The following is an 18,554-nucleotide window of genomic DNA, read 5'->3' on the forward strand; positions in this document are numbered from 1 at the left end:
CGACAAGAAGTTCATCCCTCACTACCCGACCTTGACGTGGTGAATCGCGAACAGCACGAATGCCACTCCGAGCAGAATGAACAATTCCGCCATCAATACGAGGTGTCCATGCCTACGGACATGCATCCCGAGAGTCGAATCCTGCTTGCTGAGGAGCAAGGCCGCCGCGAAGGCCACAGGAACAAGAATCAGCGTGGCATCTTTGGAGCTCAATCCATTTGAGGCGGCCGGCCCCTTGTGATCCGAATCGGCCGTTATTCCCGGATCTCCCACTCCGCGGTTCAGCAGCAATGCGATGCCGAAGGCCGTGATGGCCATGGTTAGATACAACATCGTACGCTGCAATGGCATCAACCCAAGCGGGCATTTGATCCAGATCCGCTCATTCTTCGGTGTCACGCCATGCTTCGTGTCTTTAATCGAGTAGAGCTCGTCAGTGTGATTTTCCTCGTCAACTGCTAGGGTGGGCAATTCTTTTCGCGCCTGATCGTAAACGGTGGGCCACTTCCGGAAGCGTACGGCTGTGTCGTTGACCTGGATGCTGACATGGTTCGTCTCCGCATCCCCGAAGGCGACGAACTGCCAGGCGGAGTTATTCAATCTGTCGCGAAGAGGTGGCTTGGGCTCTCGACTGGGAGAGAAGTAGATTCCTCGCTTCTCTCTGACTCTGATAATGAATGGGTCATCAAGCGGAACTGTGCATTTCGCAAATGCCATCCAGCGGTGCCCGTAAGTGAAGAACGTAGAGAGGAACCGGCGAGCCTCGTCAGAGTCTCCCCTGCGGTTTTCTACTTTCATGTGCGCGTGGGTCAGGAGTTCGCTCAGGTATCGGAGTTTGCCAGTGCAGTCAGCGGCGCTCAGCGTCAGCCCTTGACCACTGAGAACCTTGAGAAAGTAGGGTAGGGCAAGGAGGGGATTCGCGGCAGCGTTCAGATGATCCACGATAGTGTAATCCCGTGCTGTGGCATCGATCTGTGCGAGAGGATCCGCCCACTCGGAAGGGTAGGTGCGATAATTAAATCCACGCAGGCCTGCCGTGTCTTCAAACGCCTCTTTGAGGTAGTCGTAGACCATTCGCTCAGGCAGCCTGTACCCGTTGTCACGCCGCCACACGAAATCCCAACGGCGTGAAGGGAAGTAAAACAGTGCCGCGATTAGCTCCTCGAAATGCTTCGGAGTTTCTCCATGACTGTATTTCTCCCTGAATAGTCCCAGATCGGTGGCCAATTCCATCACGTAGCGGGCTTGGATCCTGGCGCCATCGTCCATGGGGAGGCGGTAAACGGTCTTCTCGGCCACAGAAATATTCAGATCCAAAATCGAGACCTGTGGAAGTTCCGTGATGGGTAGAATAAGCTCAACTTGATCCTTCCCTTCGGGTTGCCAAGGGGCTAGGGCATTATGAAGGCGGGCTTCCTTGCTGTGTTTGAGGGGCAAGCTGTGCAGAACATCGCCCAACTGGTGGGGTGCAGCGTGTTTTCCGGTGATCAGTTCACGCAGGGGGCGGACATGGATTTCGCGCTTGCGTTCAGACCATAGGGCACTCGACAGTTCGACACGCTCGATTGCGCGGATACGCCACCTGATCATTGTGTGCAAGAGGGAAACCGCAGCCCTCTCAAGGTTTTCTTCCGGTGCAGGCATACCGTTCCCCGGGTGATCGCTGGTTGGCGCTGTTGGTTTCCCGGTTCGCCCGTGATTCAACCAGCGCTTACCGCTGTTGGAGCAGGCTAGGCACCCAAAAGGGTGAATGCTCGCAGACCGATCGTCCACGGCCCTCCTGAACATCGTTTTAGGAGTTCGATCGCTATAGCGTCCACCTGCACGTGGTCGGCTTCCGAGGTGTCCAGCTCTGTAGTGCAGCTGCATCCCTGACTTTGTCCGGGGGCGGCCCGGTGCAAGCCCGGGACCCAACCGACGGTCAGGCTCCGCCGATGGCCAAGAGTGCCCTGCCGGCGCCGGCCGCGCGCACGCTTTCCAAGTCTGTTGGTCCTCTTCCTGAGCCTGTCCGAGTCCGTTCACCCGCGTTTGCGTGGGGCGAACCGCCGGTCAGGCCTCGCCCGTCGACCCCCCCCTGAACGGGCTTGGTCGTCGCTGAACGGGACGGAAACCGAGACGGTTCCCGAAGAACTCAGGAGCCGCGGTCGTGGGCTTCGTGGCAAGTTGGCCCTATGAAGGAGACGGCCGACCCCGCGAATCCGAACGGCATCCAGGTGGGCGACATCTACGAGGACTGCTCGTTCCACCCAGTCCTGTGCACAGCGGTCGATGAGGTGGCGGGCGTGGTACTCAGTGGTGTCTCGCTCATCGACGGCAGCTTCCCGCGCTCGTGCGATGCCCTGCATTGTGGGCCGATCCGCATCCGTGTGGAGGAGGTCGTAGCCATCAAGCGAGACCTTGATGGCTACGCCCGCCGGCGGAAGGCTGAACTGCGGACCGGCGACACCACCTGACCCGGTTGCGGTACCGCGCTGCTGTGAAGACGACCTCCTCGTCCCGAAGCAGCTCGGACGCGAGCCCTGCCTTGGGCAGGCGTCCCTCTCACCTGCGCTGATGAGCCGTAGGCGTTAGCGCTCGTCCGCCGCTTTTCATCGGCGTGGTCACGCAGTTGGACACTCACCCGAGCATCGCGACTGTCCCTAGCAGCGCTGCCGCTCCTGCCATGAGCGACCCAAGTCCTGTACAGACGGCGGCAACCGTGTGCCACTTGCCAGATCCCGGACGTGGTGTACAGTTCCCGTCAGTGGTCATGCACTGATGAGTGCATTGGGTTGGTTCTTTCGGATCAGACTTTCCAGTCTCCATCTGAACTTCCTACCTACTAGAGAGCCGTGGCGGCAGCCTGGAAGCAAACGCCTACGGCTCTTAGTCACGCCATTTTTCACAAATGACGCCGCTCACTGTACACGGCTCGCGGGCCCTCAACTGCCATGTGGCGCTGGGACGTTACCGAGTTTGCTGGAACGTCCTCGGGCAGGGCGAGGTTCCCGCGGCATCCTGCCTTCACGCACGACTCTCCCCCACTCCCACCCCGTCTGCCCGGCTCTGCCTGGGCCGACGGCAGACGGCAGACGGGAGTTCCCCACCGCCACACCCCACGGCCGGCACTCGCCCACGGAGCCCCCTCCATCCCGGAGTTTGAGCGCCCCGCCGGAGGCATCGTCTTGAGCCGCACTCGCGTACCGCCTCAGCCGCTCCGGGGTTCGTCACCCACCAACCCGAGCTGTCAGGCGTGCGGACGGCGCCCGGACTGGAGCGGGGCAGCAGACAGGAGCGCAGACCCGGGCGACGGGCCGCGCGCCGCGCCGTGCGCGGCGGGTGCCTTGACGACGTGGAGAAATCTGTAGCAACAGGCCGGCCCGTGGCGCCCGCTCAAAAGCCGTTGCTCTGAGCCGGATGGGCCCGGTAGGCAGTCTCTCGATGACGATCTTTCATTGCGCTTCGTGTGGGGTTCGGCTGACGACAGAGCTTCAGCAGATGAAGGAGGTGCCTGAGCGTCCCTTCCATGACGGCTTGCCGGTCGATGGCGTTCGGCGGGCCCAGGCGACCATGCCGCGCGGGTTCTATGCGATTGACCCCGACCCCACTGGCGCGCCGTCCGTGGCCGGCGATGACCAGGACAGCTTTGTCCCGGCGTACCCAGGCGGGCCGTCGATCAGCGTCGAGGGCGTGGAGAGGGTTTCCGGAGGGCCTCGCAACACCCTGCTGCACCCTGAGGACATGCCGAGCCTGGCTCGGCTGAACACAGGAGAGGTGGGCTGCTGTGGTGCTCCTGGCGACAAGGGGCCGAATCGAGGGTGCAGATGTGGTGCTCCGGTCGGCACCGAGATGTCCGAGTGCCACACCCCGTACGAACTCCGTCTCGTGCCGGGCTCGGTCGTCGAGGAGGAGATTACTGGGGAGTGGTGAGCGCGTCGGCGATGGACTGCATGTCCTGGGTGACTACGTCGGCCTGCGCTTCGGTGAATGCCTCGGACTTGTGGGGCTCGTTCGCGTAGCCGATGACTGTTGCCCCGGCTGCGTGGGCGGCCTGGATGTCGGTGAGCGAGTCGCCGATCAGCGTGCAGCTCGTGACGTCGATGTGCATCAGCTCGGCTGCTGCGATGAGCGGGAAGGGGTTCGGCTTCATGAGGTGCGGCTGTTCGGAGGGGCGACCCACGATCCCGGTGACGTACTCGTCCAGCCCGTGCAGCTCCAGGAAGACGCGTACGCACTCGGCGGAGTTGTCGCTCACCACCGCCACGCCTCGACCGGCGGAACGAGCCGCCCGAAGCGCCTCCGCAGCCCCTGACGTCGGCTGCCCGGCTACCGCGACGGCTCGGACCTCGGCGCCTGTCAGGGCCTGCTCGATCTTCTGACCGAGCTCGGTGTTTGCCTCGTGCGCGATGCGCAGCACCTCGATCGGGTCGTCAGTCCGGGCGGCCTTCGCGCCCGCGGCTTCGTTCTGGGCGGAGAGGAGCGCGGTCAGTTCCCTGGCGACCTCGGGTGCCGGCAGTCCGGCGAACACGTCGCACACGGGCCCGTCGAAGTCGAAGAGGATGACGCGGGCGTTGGCCAGGGTCTCGGTGAGCGGGTCAGCGTGCGTCAAGGTCGAAGTCCCTTCCCATCGTCTCCCAGACACTGATGCCTTTCCCGACCCGACGGTCTGGCCACGCGTCGGACGGATCTGCAGCACGGTGAAGCTCCTGGTGGACGGGCTCTCGACCAAGGTCGCCCGCAGCCGCCAGGACCTTCGTGTGCTTGTCTACCCCTCATCGATGGACCTATCCAGCCGCACCCTGCGCTGCCTGACCGGACGTCTCGCTGTGCGGCGAGGCGAGGCGAGGCGAGGCGAGATCGGGACCGGATGGCGGCGCCTGACCGCCGGTCGTCAGGCTCTCCTCGCCCTGGCCCCTCTGCGGTGCGGTGACACATACGCCCAACTCGCCGCGGGATTCGATATCGGCATCGCCACCGCATACCGCCCGAGTGCCGTTCCGTGGCGTCGGGTGCCGATCCCTCCCCGCTCGCCCGGCGCCCCTACGATCTCCGGCACTCCGCCCTCTCGACGTGGCTCAACGCGGACGTGGACGCCACTGAGGTCGCCGAGCGAGCCGGCAACGGCGTGGAGGTGCTGCTGAGCCGGTACGCGAAGCGCTTGGACGGCCGCCAGGAGGTTGCGAATCGGCGCATCGAAGATCTCCTGAGGAAACACGAGTGAGCGCGGTTGGCCACCTGCTGCATACTCCGGGCGTGGACATATCCGATGAGGGGCTGACGCTCGATCGACAGTGGATCGACTTGGGCAACAATGTGTGCGGCATGCTCCGCGGCCGCCGAGACGCCTCCGCCGTGGCTGCTCGGTTCGTCGGTGCGGGCTGGAACTCCCGTTCGTCGTCCTGGCACGGCTACGAGCTGGAGACCAGCTGGTGTCGGATAGAGATCGATCCGATCGACGGCCCCGACGTACTGCTCAACGGCGTTGTAGACCCTGCTCGCCTTGAGGATCTGGGGCGGCTTCTCAGCGACTTCGGGTTGCCCTACGAGCTGGAACTGAGCGATGAGGACGATGTCCTGGTGCGAGAGATCAGAGGGTGACCCGCCACCGACCGCAAGGCCCCTGGACCTGTCCGAAGGCCTCCGGCGTTCCCAGGACTGACCTGCGCTGATGCCGCGAGTTCCTGTCCACGAATAGTCCACGGCCCCCGACATGCGGCCGCTCAGGGCTGCACACGCCTGCACGTACAACAAGACCCCGCGTCCAGCGTTTCCGCTGGTCACGGGGTCTTTTGGCACTTCCTGCGAAGTGCCCCCGGCAGGATTCGAACCTGCGCACACGGCTCCGGAGGCCGTTGCTCTATCCCCTGAGCTACGGGGGCGTTCGCCGTGTTTGGCGGCGACGGGTAGAACCCTACCAGCTTGGGGGGTGTGCCTGTGAACAGGGATTTCCGGGGTGTCAGGGGGGGGTGGGGTCCCTCGCACGGGTCAGAAGTGGGCAAAACCCGGACGCGGGTGTGGGGGGCGGCCTACTCTCGTTCGTGTGTCAGGCGTGTCCGGCCGGGTGCTCGTTGTCGATGACAACAAGGTGATCCGGCAGTTGATCAGGGTCAATCTCGAACTCGAGGGGTTCGAGGTCGTGACCGCGGCCGATGGTGCCGAGTGTCTGGATGTCGTGCATCGGGTTTGTCCTGATGTCGTCACCCTGGACGTCGTCATGCCCCGCTTGGACGGGATCAAGACCGCGGAGCGACTGCGGGCGGACCCGCGGACCAGTCATCTGCCGGTGGCGATCATCAGTGCCTGCGGTGAGCAGGAGGTCGCCGGTGGGGCCGCGTCCGGTGTCGACGCCTTCCTCGCCAAGCCCTTCGAGCCGTCCGAGCTCGTGCGTGTCGTGCGCCAGTTGATGCACCGCGAGCGGCGGGAGCAGCGGCGTGAGGCGACCGGGCAGGACGGGGGAGAGGAGCCGGCCGCAGGCGCCGTCGACGTACGGCAAAGCATGGAGGAGTCGCAGACCCGTTCGGTCGGCTCCTGAGGCATGACCCGTCTGCTTTGCCCCCTGGGTCAGGACCCCTCCGCGTCGTCCCTGAGTCGGGACCCGTCCGCGCTGCCCGTGGGGTCGGGACCCGTCCGGTCGGCTCCTGGGTCCGGACCCGTCGGTGTTGCCCCTGGGTGAGGATCCGTCCGCGCCGTCCGTGAGCCAGGACTCTTCCGTGTCAGCCCTGAGGGCGGCGGTAGGGGAGGGCGAGTCGGTGGGGAGTCGGGAACCGGTGCTCTGGATAGATGGGTGGTTCTCGTGAGGGGGGTGCCGAGGGGGCGTCGGTGCGCCGGTTCTGGTGACTCTCGGCAGGGGTCGGGGGAGCTGTCGTGGACGTGGGTGCCCGTATGGCGAAACCGGTTCGCGTGGGGACCCCCCTCCTCCCCTAGGGTGGCGGTGTGACCCCCGCGGAACTCTCCCTGACCGTGCTGCACGCCGTGCGACGTGCGGTCGACGATGGTGTGCTCCGGGTCGAGGTGCCGTCGCGGGTGAAGGTCGAGAGGGCCAGGCCGGGCGGGGCGGGGGAGTACGCCAGCAATGTGGCGTTGACGTTGGCGCGGCCGGCCGGGCGGAGCGCGGTGGAGGTCGCCGGGATCATCGGGGAGAGGCTCCGGGACGTACCGGGGCTGGACGGTGTGGAGATCACCGGCCCCGGGTTTCTGAACTTCACTCTCCGGAGCGATGCAGGGCGCGAGGTCGTACGGGCTGTCGCCGACGCGGGGATCGCGTACGGGCACGGCACGGCGCTCGCCGGGACCGAGGTGCGGTTCGCGGAGGTGGACGAGGAGCGGGCGGAGATCGTCGTCGAGACGGTCGTGCGGCTTCTGAGGAGCCAGGGCGCGTGGGCCGTGTACGGAGAAGGGGACGAGCAGGCCCCCCAGGAGCACCCCCGCCCCCATCCCGGTCCCCATCCCCATTCCCACCCCCATCCCCACCACTCCGCCGTCGCCGACCAGCCCCCCGCACCTTCCGTCGCCGCCCCCCGCCCCGCCGTCGACGAGCAGCCCCCTGCCCACCCCCATCCCCACCACCCCGCCGTCGACGACCAGCCCCCCGCCCGCCCCCTCACCGACCAGCGCCCCCACCCGGCTCCCCTCGCCCGTATCCATGTCCGTCCCGCCCCCTGTGACGTCCGGCGGCTCGGGGTCGATGCCGCGCGGTGGGGGTTGTTGAGGGCGGCGCCGGGGGATCGGGCGTTGGAGGGGGAGGGGCTGTTGGTGCAGCACGAGCGGAACGGGTTGTTCCGGGTGCGGTACGCGTACTCGAGGGTGCGGAGGCTGCTGGTCAACGGGGAGCAGCTCGGCGTCACTCCGGCGTACGAGACGCGCGTGGAGGCCGATGCGCTGATCGGCGCGTTGGGGGATCACCCGGGCGTGATGCTCGCCGCGGCGCGGCACCGGGCGCCGGACCGGGTGGCCAGGCATCTGGAGGCGGTGGCCGACGCGCTGCTCGCGTTCCAGCACACCGTGCTGCCGCTCGGTGACGAGAAACCCTCGGCCGCCCATCGTTCCCGGCTCGCGCTCGCCGAAGCCGCCGGGACGGTGCTCGCCGGTGGCCTCTCCGTGCTCGGCATCAGCGCACCCGATCGGATCTGAAAGAGCAGACATGAGCCGTTCCGCCCACCCCGCAGGCCCCCGTCACGCCGACGTCCTCCCCGAGGGTCACTACTCCGCGCCGCCCGCCGACCTGAACGTCCTCGACCCGAAGGTGTGGTCGAGGACCGTCACCAGGGACGAGCGGGGGGTCGCCACGATCGGCGGCATCGGCGTCGACGCGCTCGCCGAGGAGTTCGGCACGCCGGCCTACTTCCTCGACGAGACGGACTTCCGGGCGCGCTGCCGCGCCTGGGCGGAGGCGTTCGGCAAGGACGCCGACGTGTTCTACGCCGGAAAGGCGTTCCTCTCCCGGGCCGTCGTGCGGTGGCTCAAGGAGGAGGGCCTGAACCTGGACGTGTGCTCCGGCGGCGAGCTGACCACGGCCCTGTCGGCCGGCATGCCGGCCGAGCGCATCGCCTTCCACGGGAACAACAAGAGCGAGGAGGAGATCCGTACGGCCGTCGAGGTCGGCGTCGGGCGGATCGTCCTCGACTCCTTCCAGGAGATCGTCCGGGTCGCGCACATCGCCCAGTCCCTGGGCAAGCGGCAGCGGGTGCAGATCCGGGTGACCGTCGGCGTCGAGGCGCACACGCACGAGTTCATCGCGACGGCCCACGAGGACCAGAAGTTCGGCATCGCGCTGGCCGGCGGGCAGGCCGCCGAGGCCGTGCGGCGGGCGCTGAGGCTGGACGGGCTCGAGCTGATCGGGATCCACTCGCACATCGGCTCGCAGATCTTCGACATGGCCGGCTTCGAGGTCTCGGCCCGTCGCGTGGTGGGGCTGCTGGCCGAGGTCCGGGACGAGCACGGGGTCGAGCTGCCGGAGATCGACCTCGGTGGCGGCCTGGGCATCGCGTACACCTCCGACGACGACCCGCGCGAGCCGCACGAGATCGCCAAGGCGCTGAACGAGATCGTGGGGCGGGAGTGCGAGGCCGCGGGGCTCTCGACGCCCCGCATCTCCGTGGAGCCCGGGCGCGCGATCGTCGGGCCGACGGCGTTCACGCTCTACCGGGTGGGCACGATCAAGCCCCTCGAAGGCCTGCGGACGTACGTGAGCGTCGACGGCGGCATGTCGGACAACATCCGCACCGCGCTGTACGACGCCGAGTACAGCGTCAGTCTCGTCTCGCGGACCAGCGAGGCCGAGCCGATGCTCGCCCGTGTGGTCGGCAAGCACTGCGAGAGCGGCGACATCGTCGTACGGGACGCCTTCCTGCCCGCGGACCTGGCGCCCGGCGACCTGATCGCCGTGCCGGCCACCGGTGCGTACTGCCGTTCCATGGCCAGCAACTACAACCACGCGCTCCGGCCGCCCGTCGTCGCCGTCCGGGACGGCGAGGCGCGGGTGATCGTCCGGCGTGAGACGGAGGAAGATCTCCTGCGTCTTGACGTGGGCTGACGAAATAGTCGCGTGGTGAAATAGTCGAGTGATGAAATCGATGTCTCAGGATCCGGACGAGGGGCGGAAACCCCCGTCCGGTGAGTGAGACTGGTTCCCACCGTAGAGATACGCAACAGAAGTACGAGAAACGAGGTCGGATGATGCGTACGCGTCCGCTGAAGGTGGCGCTGCTGGGCTGTGGAGTGGTCGGCTCAGAGGTGGCGCGCATCATGACGACGCACGCCGACGACCTCGCCGCGCGCATCGGCGCTCCGGTCGAGCTCGCCGGCGTGGCGGTCCGCCGCCCGGACAAGGTCCGCGAGGGCATCCCCGCGGAGCTCATCACCACCGACGCCACCGCCCTGGTCAAACGCGGCGACATCGACGTCATCATCGAGGTCATCGGCGGCGTCGAGCCGGCCCGCACCCTGATCACCACCGCCTTCGAGCACGGCGCGTCCGTCGTCTCGGCCAACAAGGCGCTGCTGGCCCAGGACGGCGCGACCCTCTACGCGGCCGCCGAGCAGCACGGACAGGACCTCTACTACGAGGCCGCCGTCGCCGGCGCGATCCCGCTGATCCGGCCGCTGCGCGAGTCCCTCGCCGGCGACAAGATCAACCGGGTGATGGGCATCGTCAACGGCACCACGAACTTCATCCTCGACAAGATGGACACCTCGGGTGCCGGTTACTCCGAGGCGCTCGACGAGGCCACCGCCCTCGGGTACGCGGAGGCCGACCCGACCGCCGACGTCGAGGGCTTCGACGCCGCCGCCAAGGCCGCCATCCTCGCCGGCATCGCGTTCCACACGCGCGTGCGCCTCGACGACGTCTACCGCGAGGGCATGACCGAGGTCACCGCCGCCGACTTCGCCTCGGCGAAGCAGATGGGCTGCACCGTCAAGCTGCTCGCGATCTGTGAGCGGGCCGCCGACGGCGGGTCCGTCACCGCGCGCGTGCACCCGGCGATGATCCCGCTCAGCCACCCGCTGGCCTCCGTCCGCGAGGCGTACAACGCGGTCTTCGTCGAGGCCGAGGCGGCCGGCCGGCTCATGTTCTACGGCCCCGGCGCCGGCGGCTCGCCGACCGCGTCGGCCGTGCTCGGCGACCTGGTCGCCGTGTGCCGCAACAAGCTCAACGAGGCCAACGGCCCCGGCGAGTCCGCGTACACCCAGCTGCCCGTGAGCTCCATGGGCGAGGTCGTCACGCGGTACCACATCAGCCTCGACGTGGCCGACAAGCCGGGCGTCCTCGCCCAGGTCGCGACGGTCTTCGCCGAGCACGGCGTATCCATCGATACGGTGCGCCAGCAGGGCAAGGACGGCGAGGCCTCCCTCGTCGTCGTCACCCACCGCGCGCCCGACGCCGCCCTCTCCGGGACCGTCGAGGCGCTGCGCAAGCTCGACACCGTGCGCGGTGTCGCCAGCATCATGCGTGTTGAAGGGGAGTAAGGACCCATGACCCACAAGGGCACCCACCAGTGGCGCGGCATCATCGAGGAGTACCGGGACCGCCTTCCGGTCACGGACGCGACGCCGGTCGTCACGCTCCGTGAGGGCGGTACGCCGCTCGTCCCCGCCCAGGTTCTCTCCGAGCGCACGGGCTGCGAGGTGCACCTCAAGGTCGAGGGCGCCAACCCCACCGGTTCCTTCAAGGACCGGGGCATGACCATGGCCATCACCAGGGCCAAGGAGGAGGGGGCGCAGGCCGTCATCTGCGCCTCCACCGGCAACACCTCCGCCTCCGCCGCGGCCTACGCGGTGCGCGCCGGCATGGTGTCGGCCGTCCTGGTGCCCCAGGGTAAGATCGCGCTCGGCAAGATGGGCCAGGCCCTCGTGCACGGCGCGAAGATCCTCCAGGTCGACGGCAACTTCGACGACTGCCTGACGCTGGCCCGCAGCCTCTCCGACAACTACCCGGTGGCGCTGGTCAATTCGGTCAACCCGGTGCGCATCGAGGGCCAGAAGACCGCGGCGTTCGAGATCGTCGACATGCTCGGCGACGCCCCCGACATCCACGTGCTCCCCGTGGGCAACGCCGGCAACATCACGGCGTACTGGAAGGGGTACCGCGAGTACGCCGAGGACGGCCTCGCGACGCACCGCCCGCGCATGTGGGGCTTCCAGGCCTCCGGTTCCGCGCCGCTCGTGCGCGGGGAGGTCGTCAAGGACCCGTCGACGATCGCCACCGCGATCCGCATCGGCAACCCGGCCTCGTGGGACTACGCGATCGCCGCGCGCGACGAGTCGGGCGGCTTCATCGACGAGGTGACGGACCGTGAGATCCTGCAGGCGTACCGCCTGTTGGCCGCCCAGGAGGGCGTCTTCGTCGAGCCCGCCTCGGCCGCGTCGGTCGCCGGTCTGCTGAAGGCGGCCGCGCAGGGCAAGGTCGACCCGGGCCAGCGGATCGTCTGCACCGTCACCGGAAACGGCCTGAAGGACCCCGACTGGGCCGTCGCCGGCGCACCGAAGCCGGTGACCGTCCCGGTCGACGCCGCGACCGCCGCCGAGCGCCTCGGCCTGGCCTGATCTCACCCCCCTGCTCGGGGAAAGCCCTGATCGATACCCGATCAGGAACGTACATAGGCGCACAGGTTGGCTCGCGACACGCATCGTGCGCCTCCTGTGCGCCCTATGTCGCCACAGAACCTTCCTTCGATAGGCTGTACCCAACCCGCCCCGACGCATATGCGCGGTGTCGTTGCCGTTGTCGCCCACGTGGCCGAAACGGCCCCCGGGTCTCCGAGTACTTCGCCTGCCGTACTCGTTGTGCGAAGCCCCTGCTGTTCGAAATGCCTGTTGCCGCAACCAAGGAGAGTCATCGAGCGATGGCCGGTCCAGCGTTCCGCGCCGCCGCCGTACGGGTGCGCGTCCCCGCCACCAGCGCCAACCTCGGCCCGGGCTTCGATGCCTTCGGCCTGTCGCTGGGTCTGTACGACGACGTCGTCGTCCGGGTCGCCGACTCCGGGCTGCACGTCGACATCGCCGGCGAGGGCGCCGAGACGCTCCCGCGCGACGAGAGCCACCTGCTCGTACGCTCCCTGCGCACGGCCTTCGACCTGCTCGGCGGGCAGCCCCGCGGCCTCGAGGTCGTCTGCGCCAACCGCATCCCGCACGGCCGCGGCCTCGGCTCCTCCTCCGCGGCCATCTGCGCAGGCATCGTCGCCGCCCGCGCCGTGACCATAGGCGGGGACGCCAAGCTCGACGAGGCCGCCCTCCTGGAGCTGGCCACCGAGATCGAGGGGCACCCCGACAACGTCGCCGCCTGTCTGCTCGGCGGCTTCACGCTCGCCTGGACCGAGTCCGGTGCCGCGCGGGCGATCAGGATGGATCCCTCGGACTCCATCGTTCCGGTGGTTTTCGTCCCCGGGAAGCCGGTCCTCACCGAGACCGCCCGCGGACTCCTGCCGCGCACCGTCCCGCACGTGGACGCCGCGGCCAACGCCGGGCGCGCCGCCCTCCTCGTCGAGGCCCTGACCCGCCGCCCCGAGCTGCTGCTCTCGGCCACCGAGGACCGGCTGCACCAGGAGTACCGGGCTCCCGCGATGCCGGAGAGCATCGCCCTGGTGAACCGGCTGCGGGCGGACGGCGTCCCCGCGGTCATCTCCGGCGCGGGCCCCACGGTCCTCGCGCTGGCCGAGCACGGGACGGCCGACAAGGTCGCCCGACTGGCGGGAGAGGGCTGGGCCGCGAACCGGCTCGACCTCGACGCGTCCGGAGCGGTCGTGCTGCCGTTGGCGCCCTAGGGCGCCGCGGCGGGGGGCGCCGGGCAGCGCCCCCGAAGTGCTCCGGACACGAGATTGCCGGTGAGGGAGAGGGGGAATGTTTGTCGGAGCCGGTAGTGTTAACCTCAAGTCTGCACCCGACCTCTTTGTGGAGCGGTGCGGAGAGTCCCCATCAGGGACCACCATTCTTCCGGAAGCCTCCTCAACTGCCTGAGCAGCCTGCCTGAGCAGTTTTGAGCACGCTTCGGAACCGGCACGACACCCCTCGCTCTCTCGCAGTGAGGACCGAGCAGGGGGCGCTCGGGCCGGACCCAAGCACGTTTCTCCCTTCCGCCGTACCCGGCGGGACCACCGCCCCGGACACGGTCCACAAGCCAGGACCGCTGCCGGACAGCACAACCGGTCGCCGAGCCAGATGGCCGACGTCCGCTCCAGGGAAGGACCCTTCGTGAGCGACACCACCGATCTGATGGGCGTGACTGCCGACAACAATGTCGACACCGCCGCGCCCGCCGCAGGTGCTGCCACCGGCGGCACCGCACGGCGCCGCCGCTCCGGCACCGGCCTCGACGGCATGGTCCTGGCCGAGCTGCAGCAGGTCGCGTCCGGCCTCGGCATCAGGGGCACTGCGCGGATGCGCAAGAGCCAGCTGATCGAGGTCATCAAGGAGGCGCAGGCCGGCGGAGGCTCCGCCGCCCCCGCCAAGGCCGCGGACGCCGCCGAGACCAAGCCGAAGCGCCGTGCCACCTCCAAGGCCCGTACGGGCGAGGCCGCCGCCGAGGCCGTCGCGCCCAAGGCGGAGAAGGCCGAGAAGGCCGTCGCCCAGCAGCAGATCGACATCCCGGGGCAGCCCGCCTCCGACGACCAGCCGGCCGGTGAGCGCCGCCGTCGCCGTGCCACCGCCCCCGCCGGTTCGCCGGAGGGCGAGGCCAAGGCCGAGGCCGCCCAGGTCGTCAAGACCGAGGCCCGCCCCGAGGCCAAGACCGACGCGCAGGCCGAGGCCGCCGCGGACGGCGCCGAGGGCCGCGGCCGTCGTGACCGCGGGGAGCGCGGTGAGCGGGGGGAGCGCGGCGACCGTCAGCGCGACCGCCGTGACCGTCAGCGCGACCGCGCCAAGGGCGACGACCAGCAGGGCGGTGGCCAGGGCGGCCAGCGTCAGCGTCAGGGCGGCCAGGGCCAGGGCCAGGGCCAGCAGGTCCAGAGCCAGGGTCAGCAGGGCGGCCCGCAGGCCGGTCCGCAGGACGACTACGACGACGAGGCCGGCGGCCGCCGCGGGCGTCGGGGCCGCTACCGCGACCGTCGTGGCCGTCGTGGCCGTGACGACTTCCAGGCCGGCGAGCCGCAGGTCGCGGACGACGACGTCCTGATCCCCGTCGCGGGCATCCTCGACATCCTCGACAACTACGCGTTCATCCGGACCTCCGGCTACCTGCCCGGTCCGAACGACGTGTACGTCTCCCTCGCCCAGGTCCGCAAGAACGGCCTGCGCAAGGGCGACCACGTCACCGGCGCCGTGCGGCAGCCGAAGGAGGGCGAGCGCCGCGAGAAGTTCAACGCGCTGGTCCGCCTGGACTCCGCGAACGGCATGGCCGCCGACTCCGGCCGCGGCCGCCCGGAGTTCAACAAGCTGACCCCGCTCTACCCGCAGGACCGGCTCCGTCTGGAGACCGACCCGGGCGTGCTGACCACGCGGATCATCGACCTCGTGTCGCCGATCGGCAAGGGCCAGCGCGGTCTGATCGTGGCCCCGCCGAAGACCGGCAAGACCATGATCATGCAGGCGATCGCCAACGCGATCACGCACAACAACCCCGAGTGCCACCTGATGGTCGTCCTGGTCGACGAGCGTCCGGAAGAGGTCACCGACATGCAGAGGTCGGTCAAGGGCGAGGTCATCTCCTCGACCTTCGACCGTCCGGCCGAGGACCACACCACCGTCGCCGAGCTGGCCATCGAGCGCGCCAAGCGCCTCGTGGAGCTGGGTCACGACGTGGTCGTCCTGCTCGACTCGATCACCCGCCTGGGCCGCGCGTACAACCTCGCGGCGCCGGCCTCCGGCCGCATCCTGTCCGGTGGTGTCGACTCGACCGCGCTCTACCCGCCGAAGCGCTTCTTCGGTGCCGCGCGCAACATCGAGGACGGCGGCTCGCTGACCATCCTGGCCACCGCGCTGGTCGACACCGGCTCGCGCATGGACGAGGTGATCTTCGAGGAGTTCAAGGGCACCGGCAACATGGAGCTCAAGCTCGACCGGAAGCTCGCCGACAAGCGCATCTTCCCGGCGGTGGACGTCGACGCGTCCGGCACCCGCAAGGAGGAGATCCTGCTGGGCGCCGACGAGCTCGCCGTCACCTGGAAGCTGCGTCGCGTGCTGCACGCGCTCGACCAGCAGCAGGCGATCGAGCTGCTGCTCGACAAGATGAAGCAGACCAAGTCGAACGGCGAGTTCCTGCTCCAGATCCAGAAGACGACCCCCGGAGCGAACAACAACGACTGACGCGAGAGCTGCGTCACACGACGACCGTCGGGCCCCGCGCCCGTGACCCCGTCGTGACCTGCGTAAACCACCGCGCCCACCGTGCCCCGCACGGTGGGCGCGGTGCGTCGTCCATCGAAACCCCACAGGGAGCCATGCAACCCTTTCGGGTGCTTCGCCGTCACAGATGGTGAACCGAGGGCCCGAGGGATGGCGATGACCGAGACGAACGACAGCGGCCGCACACGCGGCGGAGGCGGCGGCGGCCGACGCCGCAAGCCGGCCGCCAAGCGCCGCAAGGCGCCGATCCTGACAGCCGGGGCCGCCGCGGTCCTCGTGCTCGGCGGCGCCGGTCTCGGCTACGTGTACCTCAAGCTCGACGGCAACATCCAGGGCGTCGACATCAACGCCCAGCTGGGCGCCGAACGCCCCGAGAACGTCGACAACGGCTCCATGGACATCCTCGTCCTCGGCTCCGACTCCCGTTCCGGCGACAACGCCGCCTACGGCAAGGACGAGGGCGGCGCCCGCTCCGACACCGCGATGGTCGTCCACGTCTACGAGGGCCACAAGCAGGCGAGCGTCGTCTCCATACCCCGCGACACGCTCATAGACCGCCCGGCGTGCGCCGACGGCCGGGGCGGCACCGCCGCCGGCGAACACCGGGCCATGTTCAACACCGCGTACGAGGTCGGCGGCCCCGCCTGCGCCGTCAAGACCGTCGAGACCATGTCCGGCATCCGCATGGACCACTACATCGAGGTCGACTTCACCGGCTTCAGGAAGCTCATCGACGAACTCGGCGGCGTGGAGATCACCACCACCCAGGCCATCAAGGACGACAAGAGCCACCTCGACCTCGCCCCCGGCACCCACACCCTCGACGGCGAGCAGTCCCTCGGCCTCGTCCGCACGCGCAAGAGCGTCGGCGACGGCAGCGACCTCGGCCGCATCCAGCTCCAGCAGGCCTTCATGAAGGCCTTCATCGACCAGGTCAAGGACGTCGGCGTCCTCACCAGCCCGAAGAAGCTCCTCGACCTCGCCGACGCCGCCACCAAGGCCATCACCCCGGACTCCGAACTCGACTCCGTCCAGGAGCTGATGGGCTTCGCCAAGGGCCTGTCCGGCATCGGCCCCCGGAACATCCACATGATCACCCTGCCCGTCGAGTACGACCCCCGGGACCCCAACCGGGTCGTCCCGCTGGAGGCCGCGTCCCGGCAGGTCTGGACGGCCCTCGAGGGAGACCTGCCGATCCCCGCGTCGGCGACGAAGGACGCCGCCACCGGCAAGGCCGACGGCGTCGTGAAATAGCCCGGGAATACCTTCGGCCCCACCCCCGTTTTGGGAGATACGGCCGGTCCTGGCAGACTGGTACGTCGGCCCCGGTTCACGCTTGCCGCAACCCGCGAAGGCGACCCGGAGCCCTCCCGAAACTAGGAGACACCTTGAAGCGCGAGATCCACCCCGAGTACGTCGAGACCCAGGTCAGCTGCACCTGTGGCGCGTCGTTCACCACCCGTAGCACCCTGACCGAGGGCACCATCCGTGCCGAGGTCTGCTCCGAGTGCCACCCGTTCTACACGGGCAAGCAGAAGATCCTCGACACCGGCGGCCGCGTCGCCCGCTTCGAGGCCCGCTTCGGCAAGGCCGCCGGCTCCGCCAAGTAGCGAGCCCCTGCGCCGGTCCACGGTCGCCCCGCGCGGGTGGCCGGGACCGGCGCTTTGCCGTCCCGTAGAACTGACGAAAACCAGGAGCCCCCGATGTTCGAGGCGGTCGAGGAACTGGTCGGCGAGCACGCCGGCCTGGAGACGAAGCTCGCGGACCCCTCGGTCCACGCCGACCAGGCGAACGCGCGCAAGCTGAACAAGCGCTACGCCGAGCTGACCCCGATCGTCGCCACCTACCGGGCCTGGAAGCGGACCGGCGACGACATCGAGACGGCCCGCGAGTTCGCCCATGACGACCCGGACTTCGCCGCCGAGGTCAAGCAGCTGGAGAAGGACCGCGAGGAGCTCACCGACAAGCTCCGCCTGCTCCTCGTCCCGCGCGACCCGAGCGACGACAAGGACGTCATCCTGGAGATCAAGGCGGGCGCGGGCGGCGACGAGTCCGCGCTCTTCGCCGGCGACCTGCTCCGCATGTACCTCCGGTACGCCGAGCGCGTCGGCTGGAAGACCGAGATCATCGACGCCACCGAGTCCGAGCTCGGCGGCTACAAGGACGTCCAGGTCGCCGTGAAGACCAAGGGCGGCAACGGCGCCACCGAGCCCGGCCAGGGCGTGTGGGCCCGCCTCAAGTACGAGGGCGGGGTGCACCGCGTGCAGCGCGTGCCCGCCACCGAGTCCGCCGGCCGCATCCACACCTCCGCCGCCGGCGTGCTCGTCACGCCCGAGGCCGAGGAGGTCGACGTCGAGATCCACGCCAACGACCTGCGCATCGACGTCTACCGCTCGTCCGGCCCCGGCGGCCAGTCGGTCAACACCACCGACTCCGCCGTCCGCATCACCCACCTGCCGACCGGCATCGTCGCCTCCTGCCAGAACGAGAAGAGCCAGCTCCAGAACAAGGAGCAGGCCATGCGCATCCTGCGCTCCCGGCTCCTCGCGGCCGCCCAGGAGAAGGCCGAGGCCGAGGCCGCCGACGCCCGCCGCAGCCAGGTCCGCACCGTCGACCGGTCCGAGAAGATCCGCACGTACAACTTCCCGGAGAACCGGATCTCGGACCACCGCGTCGGCTTCAAGGCGTACAACCTGGACCAGGTCCTCGACGGCGACCTCGACCCCATGATCCAGGCGTGCGTCGACGCCGACTCGGCGGCGAAGCTCGCCGCAGCGTAAGGCCCCCTCAAGCCCCACCCC

At 68.8% G+C, this 18,554-nt stretch carries 14 protein-coding genes, 1 tRNA gene and 2 pseudogenes; 14 read left to right on the plus strand and 3 right to left on the minus strand.

What is annotated here, in order from left to right:
* Positions 1-21 precede the first annotated feature (21 nt).
* Positions 22-1,644 carry a hypothetical protein gene (locus AC067A_RS01925; RefSeq protein WP_478613152.1) on the minus strand — a complete coding sequence of 541 codons (1,623 nt, stop codon included), beginning with the start codon at positions 1,642-1,644 and terminating at the stop codon, positions 22-24.
* 527 nt (positions 1,645-2,171) lie between these two features.
* Between AC067A_RS01925 and AC067A_RS01930 the strand changes: the two genes are divergently transcribed.
* Positions 2,172-2,453: a hypothetical protein gene (locus AC067A_RS01930; RefSeq protein WP_478613155.1), complete on the plus strand. Its 282-nt coding sequence runs from the start codon at positions 2,172-2,174 to the stop codon at positions 2,451-2,453.
* A 1,439-nt stretch (positions 2,454-3,892) separates the two neighbouring features.
* On the opposite strand, the gene AC067A_RS01935 is transcribed toward AC067A_RS01930, so the two are convergent.
* Entirely contained in the window at positions 3,893-4,588 is a 696-nt protein-coding gene (locus AC067A_RS01935; RefSeq protein WP_478613158.1) for an HAD family hydrolase, read from the minus strand.
* A 148-nt stretch (positions 4,589-4,736) separates the two neighbouring features.
* Here AC067A_RS01935 and AC067A_RS01940 point away from each other — a divergent pair.
* From AC067A_RS01940 to AC067A_RS01950, 3 genes and pseudogenes are all read left to right on the plus strand, one after another.
* Positions 4,737-4,964 (plus strand): annotated as a pseudogene (locus tag AC067A_RS01940) (transposase family protein); the annotation flags it as partial.
* A 32-nt stretch (positions 4,965-4,996) separates the two neighbouring features.
* Positions 4,997-5,200 (plus strand): annotated as a pseudogene (locus tag AC067A_RS01945) (tyrosine-type recombinase/integrase); the annotation flags it as partial.
* A gap of 32 nt (positions 5,201-5,232) precedes the next feature.
* Positions 5,233-5,577, plus strand: coding sequence for a hypothetical protein (locus AC067A_RS01950; RefSeq protein ID WP_478613161.1), 345 nt, complete (start codon positions 5,233-5,235; stop codon positions 5,575-5,577).
* Positions 5,578-5,786: 209 nt separating this feature from the next.
* On the opposite strand, the gene AC067A_RS01955 is transcribed toward AC067A_RS01950, so the two are convergent.
* Positions 5,787-5,858: transfer RNA gene (locus AC067A_RS01955), tRNA-Arg, on the minus strand.
* A 170-nt stretch (positions 5,859-6,028) separates the two neighbouring features.
* On the opposite strand from AC067A_RS01955, the gene AC067A_RS01960 reads away from it, so the two are divergent.
* The 10 genes from AC067A_RS01960 to prfA all read left to right on the plus strand — a co-directional run bounded on the left by AC067A_RS01960 (position 6,029) and on the right by prfA (position 18,533).
* On the plus strand, positions 6,029-6,511 hold the full coding sequence (locus tag AC067A_RS01960) for a response regulator (RefSeq protein WP_478613164.1): 483 nt from the start codon (positions 6,029-6,031) through the stop codon (positions 6,509-6,511).
* Positions 6,512-6,912: 401 nt separating this feature from the next.
* A complete protein-coding gene (gene nrtL, locus AC067A_RS01965) occupies positions 6,913-8,109 on the plus strand; it encodes an ArgS-related anticodon-binding protein NrtL (protein ID WP_478613167.1) in 1,197 nt (398 codons plus the stop codon).
* 10 nt (positions 8,110-8,119) lie between these two features.
* Entirely contained in the window at positions 8,120-9,511 is a 1,392-nt protein-coding gene (gene lysA / locus AC067A_RS01970; RefSeq protein ID WP_478613170.1) for a diaminopimelate decarboxylase, read from the plus strand.
* Between the two features lie 140 nt (positions 9,512-9,651).
* Positions 9,652-10,944: a homoserine dehydrogenase gene (locus AC067A_RS01975; RefSeq protein ID WP_478613173.1), complete on the plus strand. Its 1,293-nt coding sequence runs from the start codon at positions 9,652-9,654 to the stop codon at positions 10,942-10,944.
* Positions 10,945-10,950: 6 nt separating this feature from the next.
* Positions 10,951-12,021 carry a threonine synthase gene (thrC, locus tag AC067A_RS01980; RefSeq protein ID WP_478613175.1) on the plus strand — a complete coding sequence of 357 codons (1,071 nt, stop codon included), beginning with the start codon at positions 10,951-10,953 and terminating at the stop codon, positions 12,019-12,021.
* Positions 12,022-12,320: 299 nt separating this feature from the next.
* Positions 12,321-13,238: a homoserine kinase gene (gene thrB / locus AC067A_RS01985; protein ID WP_017236145.1), complete on the plus strand. Its 918-nt coding sequence runs from the start codon at positions 12,321-12,323 to the stop codon at positions 13,236-13,238.
* A 427-nt stretch (positions 13,239-13,665) separates the two neighbouring features.
* A complete protein-coding gene (gene rho, locus AC067A_RS01990) occupies positions 13,666-15,714 on the plus strand; it encodes a transcription termination factor Rho (protein WP_478613178.1) in 2,049 nt (682 codons plus the stop codon).
* 195 nt (positions 15,715-15,909) lie between these two features.
* Positions 15,910-17,007 (plus strand): LCP family protein, encoded by a 1,098-nt coding sequence (locus AC067A_RS01995; protein ID WP_478613181.1) that lies wholly within the window; start codon positions 15,910-15,912, stop codon positions 17,005-17,007.
* A gap of 134 nt (positions 17,008-17,141) precedes the next feature.
* Entirely contained in the window at positions 17,142-17,363 is a 222-nt protein-coding gene (gene rpmE / locus AC067A_RS02000; protein WP_015036196.1) for a 50S ribosomal protein L31, read from the plus strand.
* Between the two features lie 93 nt (positions 17,364-17,456).
* Positions 17,457-18,533 carry a peptide chain release factor 1 gene (prfA, locus tag AC067A_RS02005; protein ID WP_478613185.1) on the plus strand — a complete coding sequence of 359 codons (1,077 nt, stop codon included), beginning with the start codon at positions 17,457-17,459 and terminating at the stop codon, positions 18,531-18,533.
* The last annotated feature ends 21 nt before the right edge of the window (positions 18,534-18,554 follow it).

It is taken from the genome of Streptomyces sp. NPDC043176 (assembly GCF_056436715.1).